Origin of the sequence: Bacillus hominis, assembly GCF_018332515.1 — a bacterium.
Taxonomy (GTDB): domain Bacteria; phylum Bacillota; class Bacilli; order Bacillales; family Bacillaceae_G; genus Bacillus_A; species Bacillus_A hominis.
This window is the reverse complement of record NZ_BOQD01000120.1, coordinates 41,783-61,543: the sequence shown is the minus strand read 5'-3', so window position 1 is coordinate 61,543 and position 19,761 is coordinate 41,783. Positions and strand designations below refer to the sequence as shown.

Genomic DNA, 19,761 nt, shown 5'->3' with positions numbered 1-19,761 from the left:
TTCAGTTTTCAAAGAACTAAAAGCGGGTGAAGAGAATCGAACTCTCGACCAGAGCTTGGAAGGCTCTTGTTTTACCACTAAACTACACCCGCGTGGTCGGGAAGACAGGATTTGAACCTGCGACCCCCTGGTCCCAAACCAGGTGCTCTACCAAGCTGAGCCACTTCCCGTAATAAGCGCGCCCGAGAGGAGTCGAACCCCTAACCTCTTGATCCGTAGTCAAACGCTCTATCCAATTGAGCTACGGGCGCTTATTCATGATGTTTTTTCGTCGTTGTATTTTGGCGACTCAATTATCTTATCATACTACATTTTCAAATGCAAGTACTTTTTTTAAGATTTTTTTTGATGCGGCCGAGAGGACTTGAACCTCCACGGGGTTTCCCCCACTAGGCCCTCAACCTAGCGCGTCTGCCGTTCCGCCACGACCGCGCGGAAAAAACAAAAGTGAGCCATGAAGGATTCGAACCTTCGACCCTCTGATTAAAAGTCAGATGCTCTACCAACTGAGCTAATGGCTCGTAAATGGCTGGGCTAGCTGGATTCGAACCAGCGCATGACGGAGTCAAAGTCCGTTGCCTTACCGCTTGGCTATAGCCCATCGAAATAACTATCTTCTTTTCAAAGACAAATGTTATTGTACCATAATGTCCAATAAAAAACAACTGCTATATAGCAGAAGTTAAAATGGCGGTCCCGACCGGGGTCGAACCGGCGATCTCCTGCGTGACAGGCAGGCATGTTAACCACTACACCACGGGACCATCTAATCTTTAAATTAATGTCATTTTATTTTTCATTATAATATTATGGTGGAGGATGACGGGATCGAACCGCCGACCCCCTGCTTGTAAGGCAGGTGCTCTCCCAGCTGAGCTAATCCTCCGAAGTGGTGACCCGTACGGGATTCGAACCCGTGTTACCGCCGTGAAAGGGCGGTGTCTTAACCACTTGACCAACGGGCCAATATGTATGGCAGAGAAGAAGGGATTCGAACCCTCGCACCGCGTTAGCGATCTACTCCCTTAGCAGGGGAGCCCCTTGAGCCACTTGGGTACTTCTCTGTATGGCTCCGCAGGTAGGACTCGAACCTACGACCGATCGGTTAACAGCCGATAGCTCTACCACTGAGCTACTGCGGAATAATAAAGACAATTTGTATCTTATAAAATTTCTCATCGTAAGTCAAGAAGTTTTTTCACAACATCTTGTGCAAACGTGACATGTTTATAATATACTGGATTGCGTTTTCACTGTCAAGATGTTTTCGCTATCAGTTTTAGTTGCCCTTTACACTTTCCACATACATATCTTTGTGTATTTATTTGACGTCTTCTTACATATTGAAGTGCGCATTCCGTACATTCATACGTATAAACTTTTGTTTCCTTTTTCTCCTCCTCATTAATCATTCGTTTACAAAAACGGGGTGCCCCTACTTTCTTTAATAACTCACGAAAATCTCTATCTCGATGCTTATACCCTTTTCCTGTGATATGTAAGTGATAATGACAAAGTTCATGTTTAACAATCCCGACTAACTCTTCTTCACCATACATTTCATAATACCGATAATTCAATTCTATATTATGATTCTTCAATAGATAGCGCCCACCAGTTGTACGTAACCTACTATTAAACATCGCTTTATGTAAAAACGGCATTCCAAAGCATTGTAACGATACCTCTTCCACTAACCTCTGAATTTCTTGCTCATCCATTCTCATTCCTCCTAAACAAAAAAATATTTTTACACTTTTCTCCCTTCCTATACATATATTAAATAGTACATATACCCATCCTCATTCAAGAAACGTGATTTCTAAAAATGCAGCATTGATAGAAATCCACTCACCAACCTCTCATCAATATTTCTTTAACTACAAGGAGAAATTTTTGAGAGCAGGATTAAACAAGGAGGGATTCCTATGCCTACATGGCTAAAGAAACAAATGCAACGTGCATATTTCGAAAAAAACCGGTATCAAATCAAGTTACTAAATGAATGCTGGTTTTATTATAGTAAAATACACCAAAGCTCATAATCAATAAAACTTTCCTATCCATAAAAAGAGAGCAGTTTCACCTGCTCTCTTTACTTACTATTCAATTGGTAACATTGATAATGCAACACGACCTTTTTTCGTATCAATATCATCTACCCATACCTTTACAATTTGTCCCACCGATACGATATCTAATGGGTGCTTTACATATTGTTTACTTAGTTTAGAAATATGCACTAAACCATCTTGCTTCACACCAATATCAACAAAGGCACCGAAATCAACAACATTGCGGATCGTTCCCTCTAATTCCATACCACGCTTTAAATCTTCTAATTTTAAAATCCCCTTTTTCAAAAGTGGCTTTGGCAACTCATCCCTCATATCTCGTTCCGGGCTAATTAAAGCATCCATAATATCAACTAATGTCGGCTCACCAATCTCTGTCTCTTGAGATAATTTAGAAATATCTACTCCTTCTAAACTCTTTTGTAAGTTTGGTTTCCCCACATCATTCTTTGATAACCCTAGGCTCTTTAATAGCAATTCAACATTTTTATATTGTTCTGGATGAATCCCTGTGCGATCTAACGGATTAGCACCTTCTAATATACGTAAAAACCCGATACATTGTTCATATGTTTTTGCACCTAAACGCGGGATTTTCTTTAATTCAGTACGCTTCGTGAATTTTCCATCTTCCTCACGCTTAGCTACAATATTTTTCGCAACTGTTTTTGATAACCCCGAAACATATTGCAACAATGCAACTGAAGCTGTATTTACATTAACACCAACTCGGTTAACTGCTGTCTCTACTACAAATGTTAATGATTCATTTAATCTCTTTTGAGATACATCATGTTGATATTGTCCCACCCCAACAGATTTAGGGTCAATTTTCACAAGCTCTGCAAGTGGATCTTGCAGACGTCTCCCAATTGAAACTGCACTTCTTTCTTCAACCTGTAAATCCGGGAACTCCTCACGAGCTAAATCAGATGCTGAATATACACTAGCACCCGCTTCATTTACAATAATATAAAATACATCCCGTTTTACATTTTGCAAGACATCTACTATAAATTCTTCCGTTTCTCTGGAAGCTGTACCATTTCCAATTGCTATCATTTCAACTTCATATTTATCTATAATTGAAAGAACTTTCTTTTTTGCATCCTCATATTTACGAACAGGTGGATGCGGATAAATAACATCTATGTTAAGAACTTTCCCTGTATCATCTACTACTGATAATTTACAACCTGTTCTATATGCCGGATCTACCGCTAGCACAACTTTCCCTTTCATTGGAGGCTGTAATAATAAATTACGTAAATTCTCAGAGAAAATATGAATCGCTTGTTCTTCAGCGGTTTCTGTTAATTCTTTACGAATTTCTCTTTCTATTGAAGGTTGGATTAATCGTTTATATCCATCTTCAATCGCTAATTGTACATAGTGCGCACTTTTAGAAACTTCATCACGAATCATTTTTTTATGTAAAAACTGATTAATTTCCTCAGTCGGTGTAACAACCGCAACTCTTAATACATCTTCCTTTTCACCACGATTCATCGCTAACACTCGATGAGGCACTACTTTTTGCAATGGTTCTTCATAGCCATAATACATTTCATATATATTCTTTTCATCTTTTTCTTTATCTTTTACAGATGAAGACATAATCCCTTTTCGAAAAGTAGTATTGCGAATCCAACTACGATATGCCGCGTTATCCGAAACAAGTTCCGCAATAATATCTTGCGCACCTTGCAACGCATCTTCTGCAGACTCCACTTCTTTTTCCGCATTAACAAATTCCATAGCCTTCTCTGCTGGATTTTCTTTTTTATATAACAATAGCCACTCAGCTAACGGTTCTAATCCCTTTTCTTTAGCAATTGTAGCTTTCGTTCTTCTTTTTTCTTTATATGGACGATATAAATCTTCTACTTCCTGAAGTTTTGTTGCAGCAACAATATGACGACGCAACTCTTCGGTTAGTTTACCCTTTTCACCAATAAGGCGAAGAACCTCTTCTTTCCTATCTTCTAGTTGCATCATATATTGCCATCTTTCTAAGATTGCACGAATTTGCACCTCATCTAAAGAGCCTGTCCATTCTTTTCGGTAACGAGCGATAAATGGAACTGTGTTACCTTCTTCTGTTAATTGAATAACATGACGAACTTGCTTTTCTGTAAAGCCTAATTCTTTCACTAACATTTTCATTAACCCTTGTCGATTATCTACCATTTCCATATCCAACCGTAACCTCCTCTATAATAAAAAAAAGTTGCCCTGTAAAGAGAGCAACTTAAACTGCCGATTTAAAAATCTATTAGTCCTAAACTAATTTGTAACGCTTCATCTACACGACTCATCATCACTTCATCCAAATGAGTGATTTTGTCCGTTAAGCGTTGCTTATCGATTGTTCGAATCTGCTCAAGTAAAATAACAGAATCTCTCTCAAAACCATACTTTTTCGCATCAATTTCCACATGAGTGGGTAATTTCGCTTTTTGAATCTGTGCAGTAATAGCCGCTACAATCACAGTCGGACTAAAACGATTTCCGATGTCATTTTGAATGACAAGAACCGGACGAACGCCTCCTTGCTCAGAACCAACAACTGGGGAAAGGTCTGCAAAATACACGTCGCCGCGTTTTACAATCAAAATATTACCCCCCGCTAACTAAGCGTTCTACTGTATGAGCTGCTTCATACTCTGCTAAGAAAGCTTCAGATGCAATACCAAGATTAATTTTTCCCATTTCAATGTACCCACGTCGCATTGATTCATGTTGGTAGCGTTTCTTCGTCTTATGTTGACGCAATAACAGTTGTGTTGCCTGGCAAATTAGTTCATGGCGATTCTTATTCTCTTGTTTTCCAATTCCGTCCAATTCCGTTACCATTTGCTTTGGTAACCGAACCACGATTTCAGTAGTTACACTTGATTCGGACACAAAAATACACCTCCACCGTCAACTACACACCCAAATATATATATGACACCTATTGTAATAATACCATTGTATGGAGCCTGTTGCAAAGACTTCCTTATTCCTTGCTTATGTTTTCCAATTCATAAACAAAACATTCATCTTCCTTTACTTTTTATCTCTTTCAAACAAGAAATACAGCAATCCTTTCAGCAACATTTCATTGTAATTTATATTAATAACAATTATAAAAAGAAGCTCCCTAGCAAAAAAGAACCTATTTTCCATTAGTGAAAATCCCCTAAATGGCGAGATGCTGAGCAATAATACCTTCTTCTATATATCGTTCAAATAATTGATTACTTCCACAACTTTACCATGCCGTATAAATATTCTCGGTACACGGAAACTTATCGTTGCGATAATTTCATAATTAATAGTCCCGGAATATTCAGCGACCTCGGTAGCACTAATATACTCATCACCTTGTCTCCCAATGAGTGTAACTTTCGTACCAAGCGGCACTTTACAAGGAAGATGTATCATGAATTGATCCATTGTTACTCGCCCTACAATCGGTACTCTTTCACCGTTTACAAGTACTTTAAACCCTTGCAATCTTCTAAGCCAGCCATCTGCATATCCAATTGCAACTGTCGCAATCCATTCTTCTGTTCTCGTTCGGTATGTGACATTGTAACTAATCCCATCCCCTTTAATCACTTGCTTAATATGAGCAACTTTCGTATGAAGTGACAACGCCGGTTCCAATTTAAATGGTAAAAAAGGACGTATTTCTACGGATGGGGATAATCCATACATCGCAATACCAACTCGCACCGCATTAAATGTAATCCCTTGAAACCTTAACGTTGCAGCGCTATTGGCTGTATGGACAAATTTAGGATTCACTCCAAATTCTTTCAACCAACTTAACTGCTGCAAGAATGTATTATATTGCTTATCAAAGTAAGAAGTCTCAACCTCATCCGCCGATGCAAAATGCGTATATACTCCTTCTAACTCTAAAAATGGCGCACCTTCTAAACTCTTTAAGAAGCCTTTTAATTCTTTTCGTTCACGTATCCCGATTCTCCCCATACCACTATCAAAATTAATATGGAATTTCATTATTGATGAACCATCCCAGAGCTTTATCGCTTCTTCCACCCATTCTTTTTGAAAAACAGTTAATGCTACATCATTTTCAGCAGCTACATTTACATCACGGGGCGGGGAAGGGCCTAACACTAAAATCGGTGCAGTAATACCAGCCCTCCGAAGCACTAAAGCTTCATCTAAAAAAGCAACTGCTAATCTTGTTGCTCCTGCTTCTAATGCAGTTTTAGCCACTGGTACATAATCGTGCCCATATGCATTCGCTTTAACTACAGCAAAAATCTCTACATCACTTGGAATGAACTCTTTAATATGTGTAACATTGTTATAGATCGCATCTAAATCCACTTCCACCCAAGTGTCACGGTAAAACGGCGCTTCTTCCATAAATACACTTCCTTATACACGATATGCGAAGCTTATTCTTTTATATGCTTCTTTTATGAAATCCACCTTCAAACTAAGAAAAGACGTGGTGCACATATATCACCACGTCTAAGAAGTTTACTTCACTTGCTTCGCTGTAACCGAACGAGCAACCATCAACAACTCATTCGGCTCTAAACCTTTAGACACGAGCATATATTCTACTCCGTTATGCGACCACGTTACAGAGTCTTTCGTCAATGCACCAATCGTGAAGCCAAGATCAACTGGCTCTCCACTTACACTTACCGCCGCTGAGGCCTCTGCAACTTTTGCCTTTTCTTGTATTAAAGTAAAGGATTTCTTATTTCCAGTGTATGTGAGTATCGTACGCTTGCCACTGTCTGTCTTCAACTCTTTTTCGTCTTTCAGAGTCATGCCTTGCGGCGTATCACGCGGATACAAAATAGCAAATGGTTTGTCTTCTTTTGCTGTCGTTTGAACGTCCACTTGTGCTCTAGACATGTTTTGTTTCGTATCAAATGCACCTTTATCAAACTTTGCATCGAACTTTACTTTAGTGAAATCTACTTTTACAAGGACATTTTGATCATTATCCATCAGTTTCACAGAGACTGGTGTTAAATCACTTTTATTCAACTTAATTTCTTGTTTCGGCAACATATTTTGATGTTGATAATTTGTTTTTGTTTTAAACACATAATATTTATCTGTTTTCTCGAAAGAGAGATTTTTCTTATCTTGCAAAATATCTCTTACAAGTGATTCATATAAATAAGCCTGGCTACTATTTTGCGGCCAATCACTTTGAAAACGGAAGCTTTTATTTAGTGCAGGTGTTAATACAAATACACCTTCATCATTTCTTAAAATAATTTGACTCTGATCCTTTTTCGCATTCTGCAAATTCACACGATAATACGAAGGTTCTTTATGCCAAATTTCTACGTTATACTCCTGAGGTTCATTTCCTGTTTTAATAGATAATTTCGCTTCAGCTTGATAACTCTTCATACTTTTAACTTTCGATTCTAAATCCCTCACAACATCTTCCTGTTTCTTTTCCACACAACCCGCCAACACAAAAACGGTCAATAAACCGACAAGAACTAAAAACAGACGCCTTTTCATCACTTCAGCCCCTTTGCCCCTATAAATGAATGGAAGATATGCCTTCCTTATCGCTACCTCAAATATATGAGACAAAGATATAAAATATGCAGACTAGCGTGACGAGCTTTCTAAAACAACTTGAGCAACAGCAAATTCTTTACTATGACTAATTGATAAATGAACAATATGCTCTGTATTTGTAATGATAATCGGCTTACCTCTATCATCATTCCTTACTTCAATATCTAAAAAACTCACTTCTTTCCCGATACCGGTCCCTACCGCTTTAGAATACGCCTCTTTTGCTGCAAATCTTCCAGCTACGAATTCTGTAAGACGACTTCCTTTCAGCCCCTCGGCAACACCACGTTCTCTTTCAGTTAAAATACGTTCCATAAATTTAAGCTTTCCATCTAGCATTTTTTCAATTCGATTTAACTCAATAATATCGATTCCAATCCCTACAATCATTTCAAAATCCCCTTCTTCTATTTAGCTTTCTTCATTCATATTGTAAGAATAACAGAGAATCTTTCTGATGCAAAAGGAGTGATACTAACAACATGCTAATACCATCCACTCGCATTTCCTTACAACCGATTATCATCTCTTTACTTCTTATACAATTAGTCATGATTATATTGAGCGACTTTTCCCTCTTTCACCTGGCAGCCTACAATGAATATATCGCTAAAGGAGAATGGTGGCGTGTCATAACTTCCTTACTTGTACACGTAGACTTACAACATTTTCTTTCTAATAGTATTTGTTTATTTGTACTTGGTTCTTCTATTGAAAAACAACTAGGACACTTTTCTTTCACCATTATTTTTTTCCTTTCCGGCATTCTCGGGAATATTTCTTCTTATATTATTATGCCTCTTGAATATATTCACGCCGGAGCATCTGGTGGTATTTTCGGATTACTAGGCGCCCAATTATTTTTATTGTATAGTCGATATCGTTCTTCAAAACCAAAAGACATCGCTATTTTTTCAATAATGATACTTATATTACTGCTATTTACTTTCTTTAATCCCTCTGCCAATCCTATAAGCCATTTAACAGGTTTGATAATCGGTGGTATTTGCACCCCTTTTTTAATAAAGCGAAACTTTAATCAGTGGGGGTTTGGTCCATCCCCCACTGATTATTAGCCCTCACCAATCGGGCTGCCCGCAAATAACGGGACAAAAAAACGATGGCGCAGAGCTTATTTAATATAGAAGCTCGCACCATCGACAATTTCCACATCTGTTTGTTTACTTAAATCTCTCATTAGTTGAAATAAAGACTCGTCCTTTTTCTTCGCCTCAATCATACAATCAATTTGCGGAACACTCCCCTTTATCTTTTTCAAAAAAGATACGAAGGTATCTACATCAATAAAATCCGCATGTGCTCTCGGGTCTTTTCCATCTCTAGGACTAGAGATGTGCATTTTAACTGGTAACAAAGACGATTCCCATGTATGTACAACACGCGCCCAATCTTCATGCCAATCTTCCTGGTCATTATTCATCATATGATGGTGCAAATCAAACACAACTGGAATGTCTAATTTTTCTCCTAAATACAATGTTTCTTCTAGGGTAAAGGTTGTATCATCATTTTCCAATATAATCATTTCTTGAATACCTCTTGGAACATTAGACCAATTCTCGATAAAGCGTTCTAATGCAAGTTCTTTATCCTTATATCCTCCGCCCACATGTAGTACACATCGTTGCTTGTGTTCAATTCCCATACCCGCAAGCAATTTTTTGTGCATCTGCAATGTCTTTACAGATTGTTTAAAGATACTTTCCTCAGGTGAATTTAGTACAACAAAATGATCTGGATGGAAATCAATTCGCATATTCATACGAATTGCATATTCACCTAATTCTTTCAGATTTTCTTTTAAAGGACGAATATAGTTCCACTCTAACAACTCCTCATGATTTGCTAAAGGAATAAGCTTGGAACTAAGTCGAAAGAAAGATATATCATGTCCTTTATTATGCTTTAATAACCGTAAGCAATTTTCCAAATTCGAATTAGCGATTCTTTCGAGTTTACGAATCGCAGCCTCTCGATTATCAATCCGCTGAAACTGTGCATATGTCATCGTTTGAGATGGAGATGCATTCTTCAAATGCACACTCATCGCAACATACCCAAGTCTTACAAGCATATAGCACCTCATTTCTATACGAGTTATTATGTAGTATGCACAATTACAGAAATAAAAAAAGAGAATGCCAGCAAAGGGCATTCTCTTTTTTATTAAGCTTGTGGACGGCTATGATGTTTTCTTTCGCCGCGTCCAGTTGAAGAAGATCCAGGGCGACCTTGACCTTCACCTCTACGACCACGGTTACCATCACGGCTACCACCATCACGATTGCGATCACGGTTACGACCATCGCCACTTCCGCGTCCATCACGATTGCGATCACGGTTACGACCATCGCCACCGCCGCGTCCATCACGACTACGATTACGGTTACCATCACGGTATCCGCCTCCGTTACCACCGCGTTTTTTAGAACCGCCACCTCTTGAAACAACTGGTGGTTCTGATGTTAAAGCGATTGGTGTTGTATCTGGCTCTTTTGTCATCATTTTTAAAGCAGCAGCTACTACTGTTACAGAGTCATTCTCTTCTAACATTTCTTCTGCAATACGCTTGTAGTATGATAAGTTATCATTTTCAATTGTGCTTTGAAGTTTTTCAGCGATTAAACGTTGTTGACCTTCTAATGCCTCGTCAAGTGTCGGTGCTTCCATACGATCAACTTTACGTTTTGTTGTACGCTCGATATTTTTTAATTGTCCTGATTCACGTGGTGTTACAAATAACATTGCAATACCTTTTTTACCTGCACGGCCAGTACGACCGATACGGTGAACATATGATTCTGGATCTTGTGGGATATCGAAGTTGTATACGTGTGTTACACCTGAAATATCAAGACCACGTGCAGCAACGTCTGTTGCAACAAGAACTTCAATAGCACCTTCTTTAAATTTACGTAATACAGACATACGCTTCGCTTGTGTTAAGTCACCGTGAATACCTTCTGCTGCATAACCACGTAAGTTTAATGCTTCTGATAATTCATCAACACGACGCTTTGTACGACCGAATACGATTGCAAGCTCTGGAGATTGAATATCTAGTAAGCGTGTTAACACGTCAAACTTTTTCTTTTCTTGCACTTCTAAATAGAACTGCTGAATGTTTGGCATTGTTACTTCTTTTGCTTTTACTTTAATGTGTTGAGGCTCAGTCATGAAACGCTCAGCAATACGACGGATTGGATCTGGCATTGTCGCTGAGAATAATAATGTTTGATGTGTTTCTGGCACATCTGTTAAAATCGCTTCAATATCTTCAATGAAGCCCATGTTTAACATTTCATCCGCTTCGTCAAGAACAACAGTCTCTACGTTTTGTAAGCGAAGTGTTTTACGGTTAATATGATCTAAAATACGACCCGGCGTACCAACAATAATGTGTGGGTATTTTTTTAGAGCACGAATTTGGCGGTTAATATCTTGACCACCATAAATTGGTAGGATACGAACACGTTTATGTTTACCAATTTTGTATAGCTCTTCTCCAACTTGAATTGCTAATTCACGCGTTGGCGCGATAACAATACCTTGAACTGCTTCTTTATTTGTATCCACTTTATCTAATAGTGGTAATCCGAATGCTGCTGTTTTCCCTGTACCTGTTTGCGCTTGTCCAATAATATCCTTACCTTGCAATGCATGTGGAATTGTTTCAGCTTGAATCGGCGTAGCCTCTTCAAAGCCCATACTTTCAACAGATTGCAGTAAAGACTCACTTAATCCTAATTCTCGAAATGTTGTCAATGTTACTTCTCCTTTTCTATCCTATACTTATCATTTAAAAAAAGGCGTTTTCCGAACTTGCGGAAAAGCCCTTTTCCTGAATACTCACGTATATAACCGGGCGTATATTCTTCACGAAAATACTTCTAAACGTTATTCACTTTATCAATTATATGTTTTGTATGTGTAAAAAGCAAACCCCAACTGTTACCTTATTTCATATTCAGAGCTTTTTTCTTTACTTTTATTTTTTTATCATTTACTGTAAGCGCTTATTATAAGTTTCCACTATTTTCGTGGCTATCATCCCTATTTATATACACCAATTATTTCAACATCGCTATAACTTCTTCTAATTTCATACCGCGAGACGCCTTTACTAGCACGACATCTTTTGCATCAACTACTGCTTGTAAGTCTTTTACAAGTTCTTCTTTGTTTTCATACGCTGTTACACGTTCTTTAGGGAAATTAATTTTTGCTCCTTCAGCAATTTGAGCCCCTAATTTACCATATGTGAATACATATGAAATTTTTGCTGGATCAATTAATTTACCTACTTCATAATGAAATTGCACTTCTTGATTACCAAGTTCTAACATATCACCAAGCACAACAATTTTTTTAGCAAATCCATCTAATCCATTCATTAGGTGGAACGCAGCTTCCATAGCCGTCGGACTTGCATTATAGGCATCATTGATAATTGTTAAACCACTATCTGTTTTTACAATTTCCATACGCATACCTGTCATTTGAAGTGTTACTAAACCTTTTTTCATTTCTTCCCACGTTACACCAAAATGTTTCGCAATTGCCATTGAAGCAAGTGTATTATATACATTATGCTTTCCTAGCACTGGTAGATAGAATGACAAAGTTTCATCCCTGTTCATCTTAAAGTGTGTTCCAGTTGCCTGTAATGTTACAGTAGTTGGATAGTAATCATTTGCTCTCGCATCACCAAATGTAACTGTTTCTGCTGCTAAATTCATTTCTGGAACACGATTCGTTAATAGCGGCTCATCTCCATTATATACGAACACGCCACCCTTTTGTAAACCTGTAACAATTTCTAACTTCGCTTCAGCAATCGCCTCACGAGAGCCTAAATCCATTAAGTGCGCCTCACCAATGTTCGTGATAATAGCTGCATTAGGACGAGCTAACTTAGATAGAAATTCAATTTCTCCTTGGCTTGACATGCCCATTTCTAATACAGCTACTTCTGTATTTTCCTCTAAATTTAAAATAGTAAGGGGTAAACCGATATGGTTATTGAAATTACCTTCTGTTTTTTGAACTTTAAATTTAGTCGCAAGAAGACTCGTTACAATATCTTTCGTAGATGTTTTACCATTACTACCCGTTACACCAACAACTTTTACATCCAATTGATCACGATAGTTTTTCGCTAACATTTGCAATGCTGCTAGTGTATCTTCTACAAAAATAACTGGAAGATTTTCAGGCGGATTTTCTACATCTTTCATCCATAATGTAGCAATCGCCCCGTTTTCAACAGCTTTATCTACAAAAGCATGTCCATCGAAACGTTCACCTTGAATCGGAACATATAAATTTCCTTTTTCAATTTTCCTCGTATCAATAGACACTCCTTGTATAGTAATTCCCTCATACTGCTCTGCTAATCCAGTACCATTTATCATCTGCTCTACTTGTTTTAACGTTCGATTTATCATGAAAACACTCCTTACATAGAGGAAGCACTATTCCTCCGAATAGTGCTTCCTCCTTTTTTGTTAGATTGTATATTTAATTTTTTGTTTTTCTTCGTGACGCTCAATCGCTAAACTAATTAGCTCTTCAATTAATTCCGGATACGGTAACCCTGTATGTTGCCATAATAGAGGGAACATACTAAACGGCGTGAATCCTGGCATTGTGTTCACTTCGTTAATATATACTTCTCCATCTTTCGTTAAGAAGAAATCAGCTCGTGTTAAGCCCGCACCATCTAATGATTGGAATGCAATAATTGCATCTCGCTTAATTACATTAGACTCTTCTTCTGTCATTTCAGCTGGGATAATTAATGCTGTATCGCCATCGATGTATTTCGATTTGTAATCATAAAAATCTTTTTTCGGTACAATTTCACCTACAACTGAACATTTCGGCTCATCATTACCTAATACACCAACTTCTACTTCACGACCTACAATATTTTCTTCTACAATAATTTTACGGTCAAATTGGAATGCCTCTTCGAATGCATTCTCAAGCTCTTCACGATCGTTACACTTATTAATACCAACACTTGAACCAAGGTTTGCTGGTTTTACGAAGCAAGGATATCCTAATACTTCTTCTACTTTTTCATACGCTGTTTCACGATCTTTTTCCCAGGCGCTACGAATGAAAGATGCATATTTCGCTTGTTTCAATCCAGCTTCTGCAAAGATGTTTTTCATAACAACTTTATCCATACCAGCAGATGATGCTAATACACCGTTACCTACATATGGAATGTTCAATAATTCTAATAATCCTTGTACTGTTCCATCTTCACCATTCGGTCCATGTAATAACGGGAAAATAACATCAATTGCATCTTCTTGTTTAGAATTTGCAGTTGGGATAATTTCTGTACTTAATGATACAGGAGAGATTGTATTTTCTTCTCCACTCATTTGTAATGCTTCAACAGTTGTTACTTCGCCTTCAATACGCTCACCGCGCATCCACTGACCTTGTTCTGTAATATAAATTGGATGAATCTCGAATTTATCTTGATTTAATGCTTTAATAGCAGCAAGAGCCGTCTGTAACGAAACTTGATGCTCAGCTGATTTTCCACCATATAATAAACCTAATTTAATTTTTGTCAATGAAATCACCCTAACCAATCGTTTTCATTTTTCTATTTTAGCACTTTTTATAAAAATAGGTAGTTCCTATTTGAAATAAAATGTAACTTTCACAAATAATTAAAAGACACCACTTATTGGTTTTCTACATGACTAAACAAAATTAAACTTTAAAGTAAGATTGCAATCTGATCTAGTTATGTACCTAAAATATGTAGAAATCCCCTTTTGGTGTATGTCACCTATATTATCCCACTATTTGCGAAGGATGAAAAAACAATGATTAGAGTTTCACTTTATCAAGAAGACTGTTTCGTAAGCGTATCCTTTTGCCTCTGCTCAACAAGACGGTCTAAAGAAATGTATATACAACCCGCAACTACACATCCCACACCTAAAATTGTAAATAAAATGTGCCCAAGTAATTGATCCAATAAAAAACCACCGAGAAGCGGACCGAATGCATTTCCTGTAATCCATTGTAAGCTTGCTGCCCCCATATAAGTTCCACGAAGATGTTCTGGTGCTAAATTCGCCACAAACGTCATCTGTACTGGAGACATAATCATTTCACCTAGCGTATATACCGCATATACGCTGAACAACGTTATGAGAGTAACTGTAGCGTTTGCTCCGCCCATCCCAAACCACTTCGGTAACCATCCGATAAAGAACAAGCCAATCCCAAATAAACAAGCGCCATATAACATCGTCTTTCCAACTGGTTTATCTGTTGCCCATTTTGAAATTTGAAATTGAAATAAAACAACTAACAAACCATTTAAGGCCATTAAATATGGATACGGATTATTTTCCCCAAATATATCTTTCATTTCATTATCAAAGTGAAGCGGCAACATCCCCTCTGTTTGAGAAAATCCCATCGAGATAATGATACCTGCTAATAAATAAATCATTAATGCTTTGTCTCGAAATACAATTTTCCAAACTGCTCCTGTTTTTTCATCTTTATTCTCCGGATTTTCATCGGTAACTTTCGGCATTGTTTCTTGAATAAAAACTAGCACAATTAGTGCATAAAATAGCATTGTGGATGAAGCAATAATAAACACAAGATTTTTTGAAAGCACAACTACCGATGCCCCCATTATCGGCCCAATTGCAGCGCCAATATTATGTCCCATCCGCAATAAACCGTATGCCTCGGTTCTTTTTTCAGGTGCTGTTACATCCGCAACCATCGCTGATGCAGCGGGATGAAATAATGAATTACTGAGTCCTAAAAAAATAGATAAAATAGCATAAGGAATAAATCCTTCTATAAATAAAAAACCTAGCATTAACAACGCATTACTCACCATTGAAAAGATCATTATGGGCTTTCTTCCATATATATCAGCAATTCTCCCTCCAAGAAGGGAACCGAAACTTGCCGCAATTGGAGAAAGTGCCATAATAACGCCTACTTCCAATAACGAATCCACCTTATCTTTTAAATATAGTGCAAAAAAAGGCATCAACATCATCATTGCAATTCCATTTAACGTTTCGCCAATAAACCGAATCCATATGTTTCGGTCCATTTCTCGTAACTCTCGCCACGTATTTCTCATATCTTCCCCCCTAATTCACCACACATTATTCTATAACATTTTTAGAAAAGTGTAAATTTTCAAAATAAAAGATCCGTTCTAATCCCATTAGAACGGATCTTTTCCTTATAAATTCGCTACATCTTCCTCTTTTTTACTACTATTTAAAACGCTACGCTTTCTACTATATGCGAAATAAACTACTACACCGATAACCATCCAAACACCAAAACTAATCCAAGCTGTTGCTGATAATTGAAGCATCAAATATAAGCAAAAGATAACTGTTAACGCTGGTAAAAATGGTACGAGCGGCGCCTTAAACGCCCTTGGTAAATCAGGATGAGTTCTTCTCATCACAATGACAGCAACAGCAACAAGTGCAAAGGCTGACAAAGTCCCCATATTTACAAGGTGTGCTAAAACATTTAAATCTATTAATCCTGAAATAAGTGCTGCAATAATACCAGTTGTCCATGTATTTAAAAATGGTGTTTTAAATTTCGGATGAACTTTAGCAAGACGTTTCGGCAACAATCCATCTCTGCTCATTGCATATGAAACACGAACTTGCCCATACATCATAACTAGCATTACAGTTGTAATTCCTGTAATTGCCCCTACTGAGATCACTCCCGCCAAACTATCTTGTCCAATAAATTGAAGTGCGAAAGCAACTGGATCTGATATATTCAACTGACCGTATGGAACAATCCCTGTCAAAATAAGTGAAACAACAATGTAAAGAACCGTACAAACTAGTAACGATGCAATAATTCCAATCGGCAAATCGCGTTGTGGACGCTTCACTTCTTCTGCGGCTGTTGATACAGCATCAAATCCAATGAATGCGAAGAAAACTGTAGCTGCTCCAGCCATTACACCATCTAATCCAAATGGCATAAAAGGTGTCCAATTTTCAGGTTTTACATAATTAAATCCAGCGAAGATAAAAATGAGAACAACTGCTAGTTTAATAAATACCATTATATTATTTACACGTGCACTTTCACGAACACCTCTAGATAAAAGAACCGTCATAACTAAAATAATTAGAACTGCAGGTAAATCAATTATTCCACCCTTTCCTGTACCAGGGGCCGAGGAGAGAATGGTCGGAATATGAATCCCAAATCCCTTTAATAACGATTGAAAATACGCTGACCATCCATTTGCTACAGCTGATGTAGCTAATAAATACTCGAGCATTAAATCCCATCCAATTAAGAATGCAAATACTTCTCCCATCGTCGCATACGTGTACGTGTAAACACTCCCTGAGACAGGAACTGAAGAAGCAAATTCAGCGTAACAAAATGCAGCAAAAGCGCAGGCTAATGCAGCTATAGCAAATGATAATATAATAGCTGGTCCAGAATGTTTCGCTGCTACAACGCCAGTAAGAACAAAAATACCAGTTCCAACAATTGCTCCGATTCCAAGCATTGTTAAATCAAGTGCCCCTAACGTTCTCGATAATGTCTTTTGTTTACTTTCTTGCAGTAACGTTGAAATCGGCTTCTTTTGAAAAATTTGCTTCATACTGTGCTCCTCCATGTTTTTAGTTTTCTGAAAATTTAATTTACTTTTCTCATTTTACCCACGACACGTTTCTTAGTCAATACTTTTGTCGAAATAAACAGAAAACTATCGAGATACGCACTATACCCTTTCTTTCTACAAAAAGATTCACACAATCATATCTATATATCTTTTCATAACTGTGTTTGGTATTATTATACATGTCGATTCCATAAAAGAGGCATGCTCCTTAATTGAGCATGCCTCTTTTACTTATTTCACAGTATATGAATCCTCTTCAATCCAGCTATACATATACTTCTCATCTTCCGTCTCATGTGCTTGTTTTACAATACGCAGCGGTCGGAAAGTGTCTATCATAACAGCTAATTCCAGTGTTTCTTTCTTCCCTATGCTCGCTTCTGTTTTTCCAGGATGCGGTCCATGAGGAATACCACTCGGGTGAAGTGTAACAGAACCTTCTTCCACACCTTTTCGGCTCATAAAGTTACCTTCTACATAGTAAAGTACTTCATCACTATTCACATTACTATGATAATACGGTGCCGGAATTGATTCTGGATGATAATCATATAGACGTGGTACGAAGGAGCAAATAACAAAATTATGACCTTCAAATGTTTGATGTACTGGTGGTGGCTGATGAATACGACCTGTAATTGGTTCAAAATCCTCTACATTAAAGACCCATGGATATAAATATCCATCCCATCCAACAACATCTAACGGGTGGTGTCCTAAAACATGCTTATGCATATACCCTCTCGACTTTGTCATTACGACAAACTCACCTTTTTCATCATATGTCTCCAACTTCTCCGGACCACGAATATCTCTTTCACAAAACGGACTATGCTCTAATAATTGCCCATATTCATTGCGATAGCGACGCGGTGTTGTAATTTGACTATTTGCCTCTACAACAAGAAACTTAGTCTCTCCCTCATCTGGAATAACACGATAAATCGTTCCAATTGGAATCGTTACATAATCACCTTTTCTATAATGAATCGTTCCAAACATCGTCTCGATTTTTCCAGTTCCGTAATGAACAAATAGCATTTCATCGCCATCGCCGTTACGATAGAAATAATCCATTTTTTCTGTTGGATTTACTATACCGATTAAGAGGTCCTCATTTCCTAATATGAAAGTCCTGCCACTTACTGCATCACCAGTTTTTCTACTCTCTTTTGTGCGAAAATGGCGATGAGCAAGAGCAACACCTTCCTCATACTGTAACTGACAAGAATGCGACAATGCCGCATGTCCTACTTCAGTTGGCATATAATGATGATACAAAATAGATTGTGTACCTGAAAAACCTTTCGTTCCCATTACCTGTTCACGATAAAGCGATCCATCCTTTTTACGAAACTGCACATGTCGTTTATGAGGTAGCTCCCCCATGTGACGATAAAACATGCCCATCACCTGCTTTCGTCTCTTTTTTCACCGTATTACGTAATATACCTAAACCAGTAATTGTGAGCTCGACGACATCACCATCTTGCAACCATTCTTCCGTACCAAGCTCTAAAATACAGCCCGTACCTACCGTTCCAGAGCCGATGACATCTCCTGGGTATAACGTAACATCTTGCGAAGCACGCTCAATCATTTCAGCAAACGTATAATAAATATCTTGGAAGTTCCCCTTTGATAAAAGTTGGCCATTTACATGCGCAGTCATCTCTAAATTATAACGATCACCATTACGATAAACGTCTAATTCTTCTTTCGTAACGAGATACGCTCCTAATGAAGTTGCAAAGTCTTTCCCTTTCGCCGGACCGAGCCCTACTTTCATCTCTGTAGCCTGTAAATCCCTAGCACTCCAGTCATTCATAATGCAATAACCAAAAATATATTCTTCTGCTCGTTCACGAGAAATATTTCTTCCTTCTTTCCCGATTACGCAAGCTATCTCTAATTCATAATCAAGTTTTTGAGAATGTTTTGGACCAGTAATAGAAGCTTCTGGACCAATAACAGCACGATGATTTGTAAAATAAAAAACTGGGATATTATACCACTCAGACACAACCTCTAAACCACGGCGTCCACGAGCTGTTTTGACGTGCTGCTCAAATGCATAAAAATCCCGAATACTACTCGGATTTGGAATGGCAGCTAAGAGCTCCACATCCTCTAAAGGGTATACGCCATTTTCCGGATTTTGAATATTACGCACTATTTCTACATACTCATCCGCTTTCTCTAAAAATGCGAGCATAGATGAAGGTAACGTGCCATTACTAGCAAGATTCATATCAATTACTTTGTCACCTTGGACCCATCCTGCTCGCATTTCTTGTGAAGGAAGACGAAATGTAACAAATTTCATCAAAATTCCTCCCTATGAAAAATGAAATTTCCACCAGCAAAAAACTTAATTCTTACTGGTGGATA

Annotated in this window: 17 protein-coding genes and 11 tRNA genes; 2 read left to right on the top strand and 26 right to left on the bottom strand. The window is 37.8% G+C overall.

Annotation, left to right across the window (positions count from 1 at the left end):
* Nucleotides 1-21: 21 nt before the first annotated feature.
* The 12 genes from KI356_RS13710 to KI356_RS13655 all read right to left on the bottom strand — a co-directional run bounded on the left by KI356_RS13710 (nucleotide 22) and on the right by KI356_RS13655 (nucleotide 1,721).
* Nucleotides 22-92: transfer RNA gene (locus KI356_RS13710), tRNA-Gly, on the bottom strand.
* Between the two features lies 1 nt (nucleotide 93).
* Nucleotides 94-170 (bottom strand) — tRNA-Pro (locus KI356_RS13705).
* Nucleotides 171-177: 7 nt separating this feature from the next.
* A tRNA-Arg gene (locus KI356_RS13700) sits at nucleotides 178-251 on the bottom strand.
* 98 nt (nucleotides 252-349) lie between these two features.
* Nucleotides 350-432 (bottom strand) — tRNA-Leu (locus KI356_RS13695).
* 16 nt (nucleotides 433-448) lie between these two features.
* Nucleotides 449-521, bottom strand: a tRNA-Lys gene (locus KI356_RS13690).
* A 5-nt stretch (nucleotides 522-526) separates the two neighbouring features.
* Nucleotides 527-601: transfer RNA gene (locus KI356_RS13685), tRNA-Gln, on the bottom strand.
* A gap of 87 nt (nucleotides 602-688) precedes the next feature.
* Nucleotides 689-764, bottom strand: a tRNA-Asp gene (locus tag KI356_RS13680).
* A gap of 46 nt (nucleotides 765-810) precedes the next feature.
* A tRNA-Val gene (locus tag KI356_RS13675) sits at nucleotides 811-886 on the bottom strand.
* A gap of 4 nt (nucleotides 887-890) precedes the next feature.
* Nucleotides 891-965: transfer RNA gene (locus tag KI356_RS13670), tRNA-Glu, on the bottom strand.
* A gap of 8 nt (nucleotides 966-973) precedes the next feature.
* Nucleotides 974-1,064, bottom strand: a tRNA-Ser gene (locus KI356_RS13665).
* Between the two features lie 3 nt (nucleotides 1,065-1,067).
* A tRNA-Asn gene (locus tag KI356_RS13660) sits at nucleotides 1,068-1,142 on the bottom strand.
* Between the two features lie 114 nt (nucleotides 1,143-1,256).
* Nucleotides 1,257-1,721, bottom strand: coding sequence for a SprT family protein (locus KI356_RS13655; protein ID WP_212935676.1), 465 nt, complete (start codon nucleotides 1,719-1,721; stop codon nucleotides 1,257-1,259).
* Nucleotides 1,722-1,928: 207 nt separating this feature from the next.
* On the opposite strand from KI356_RS13655, the gene cmpA reads away from it, so the two are divergent.
* The gene (gene cmpA / locus KI356_RS13650; RefSeq protein WP_001143642.1) at nucleotides 1,929-2,045 is read left to right on the top strand and encodes a cortex morphogenetic protein CmpA; all 117 of its coding nucleotides are present in this window, start codon (nucleotides 1,929-1,931) and stop codon (nucleotides 2,043-2,045) included.
* 57 nt (nucleotides 2,046-2,102) lie between these two features.
* Here cmpA and KI356_RS13645 read toward each other — a convergent pair whose 3' ends face one another.
* The 6 genes from KI356_RS13645 to acpS all read right to left on the bottom strand — a co-directional run bounded on the left by KI356_RS13645 (nucleotide 2,103) and on the right by acpS (nucleotide 8,048).
* Nucleotides 2,103-4,271: a Tex family protein gene (locus KI356_RS13645; protein WP_128283273.1), complete on the bottom strand. Its 2,169-nt coding sequence runs from the start codon at nucleotides 4,269-4,271 to the stop codon at nucleotides 2,103-2,105.
* Nucleotides 4,272-4,339: 68 nt separating this feature from the next.
* Complete coding sequence (gene ndoA, locus KI356_RS13640) at nucleotides 4,340-4,690, bottom strand: type II toxin-antitoxin system endoribonuclease NdoA (protein WP_000635965.1); 351 nt, start codon at nucleotides 4,688-4,690, stop codon at nucleotides 4,340-4,342.
* Between the two features lie 4 nt (nucleotides 4,691-4,694).
* The gene (locus KI356_RS13635; protein ID WP_000004570.1) at nucleotides 4,695-4,982 is read right to left on the bottom strand and encodes an antitoxin EndoAI; all 288 of its coding nucleotides are present in this window, start codon (nucleotides 4,980-4,982) and stop codon (nucleotides 4,695-4,697) included.
* A 312-nt stretch (nucleotides 4,983-5,294) separates the two neighbouring features.
* Nucleotides 5,295-6,464: an alanine racemase gene (gene alr, locus KI356_RS13630; RefSeq protein ID WP_212935675.1), complete on the bottom strand. Its 1,170-nt coding sequence runs from the start codon at nucleotides 6,462-6,464 to the stop codon at nucleotides 5,295-5,297.
* A gap of 117 nt (nucleotides 6,465-6,581) precedes the next feature.
* Nucleotides 6,582-7,595 (bottom strand): LolA family protein, encoded by a 1,014-nt coding sequence (locus KI356_RS13625; protein ID WP_489752773.1) that lies wholly within the window; start codon nucleotides 7,593-7,595, stop codon nucleotides 6,582-6,584.
* Between the two features lie 93 nt (nucleotides 7,596-7,688).
* The gene (gene acpS, locus KI356_RS13620) at nucleotides 7,689-8,048 is read right to left on the bottom strand and encodes a holo-ACP synthase (protein ID WP_002009969.1); all 360 of its coding nucleotides are present in this window, start codon (nucleotides 8,046-8,048) and stop codon (nucleotides 7,689-7,691) included.
* Nucleotides 8,049-8,140: 92 nt separating this feature from the next.
* Between acpS and KI356_RS13615 the strand changes: the two genes are divergently transcribed.
* Nucleotides 8,141-8,734, top strand: a complete 594-nt coding sequence (locus KI356_RS13615; protein WP_128283265.1) for a rhomboid family intramembrane serine protease — start codon at nucleotides 8,141-8,143, stop codon at nucleotides 8,732-8,734.
* A 56-nt stretch (nucleotides 8,735-8,790) separates the two neighbouring features.
* Here KI356_RS13615 and uvsE read toward each other — a convergent pair whose 3' ends face one another.
* The 8 genes from uvsE to KI356_RS13575 form a co-directional block, all read right to left on the bottom strand.
* Entirely contained in the window at nucleotides 8,791-9,753 is a 963-nt protein-coding gene (gene uvsE, locus KI356_RS13610) for a UV DNA damage repair endonuclease UvsE (RefSeq protein ID WP_128283264.1), read from the bottom strand.
* Nucleotides 9,754-9,845: 92 nt separating this feature from the next.
* Nucleotides 9,846-11,444, bottom strand: a complete 1,599-nt coding sequence (gene cshA, locus KI356_RS13605) for a degradosome RNA helicase CshA (RefSeq protein ID WP_128283263.1) — start codon at nucleotides 11,442-11,444, stop codon at nucleotides 9,846-9,848.
* Between the two features lie 305 nt (nucleotides 11,445-11,749).
* The gene (murF, locus tag KI356_RS13600; RefSeq protein ID WP_212935674.1) at nucleotides 11,750-13,126 is read right to left on the bottom strand and encodes a UDP-N-acetylmuramoyl-tripeptide--D-alanyl-D-alanine ligase; all 1,377 of its coding nucleotides are present in this window, start codon (nucleotides 13,124-13,126) and stop codon (nucleotides 11,750-11,752) included.
* Between the two features lie 60 nt (nucleotides 13,127-13,186).
* Nucleotides 13,187-14,275 (bottom strand): D-alanine--D-alanine ligase, encoded by a 1,089-nt coding sequence (locus KI356_RS13595; protein ID WP_002115491.1) that lies wholly within the window; start codon nucleotides 14,273-14,275, stop codon nucleotides 13,187-13,189.
* A 278-nt stretch (nucleotides 14,276-14,553) separates the two neighbouring features.
* Nucleotides 14,554-15,828, bottom strand: coding sequence for an MDR family MFS transporter (locus tag KI356_RS13590; protein ID WP_128283260.1), 1,275 nt, complete (start codon nucleotides 15,826-15,828; stop codon nucleotides 14,554-14,556).
* Between the two features lie 105 nt (nucleotides 15,829-15,933).
* The gene (gene bcaP / locus KI356_RS13585) at nucleotides 15,934-17,349 is read right to left on the bottom strand and encodes a branched-chain amino acid transporter BcaP (protein ID WP_128283259.1); all 1,416 of its coding nucleotides are present in this window, start codon (nucleotides 17,347-17,349) and stop codon (nucleotides 15,934-15,936) included.
* 252 nt (nucleotides 17,350-17,601) lie between these two features.
* A complete protein-coding gene (locus tag KI356_RS13580; RefSeq protein WP_212935673.1) occupies nucleotides 17,602-18,774 on the bottom strand; it encodes a homogentisate 1,2-dioxygenase in 1,173 nt (390 codons plus the stop codon).
* Entirely contained in the window at nucleotides 18,740-19,696 is a 957-nt protein-coding gene (locus tag KI356_RS13575; protein ID WP_212935672.1) for a fumarylacetoacetate hydrolase family protein, read from the bottom strand. Before KI356_RS13575 ends, KI356_RS13580 begins: the two co-directional genes overlap by 35 nt.
* Nucleotides 19,697-19,761: the final 65 nt, after the last annotated feature.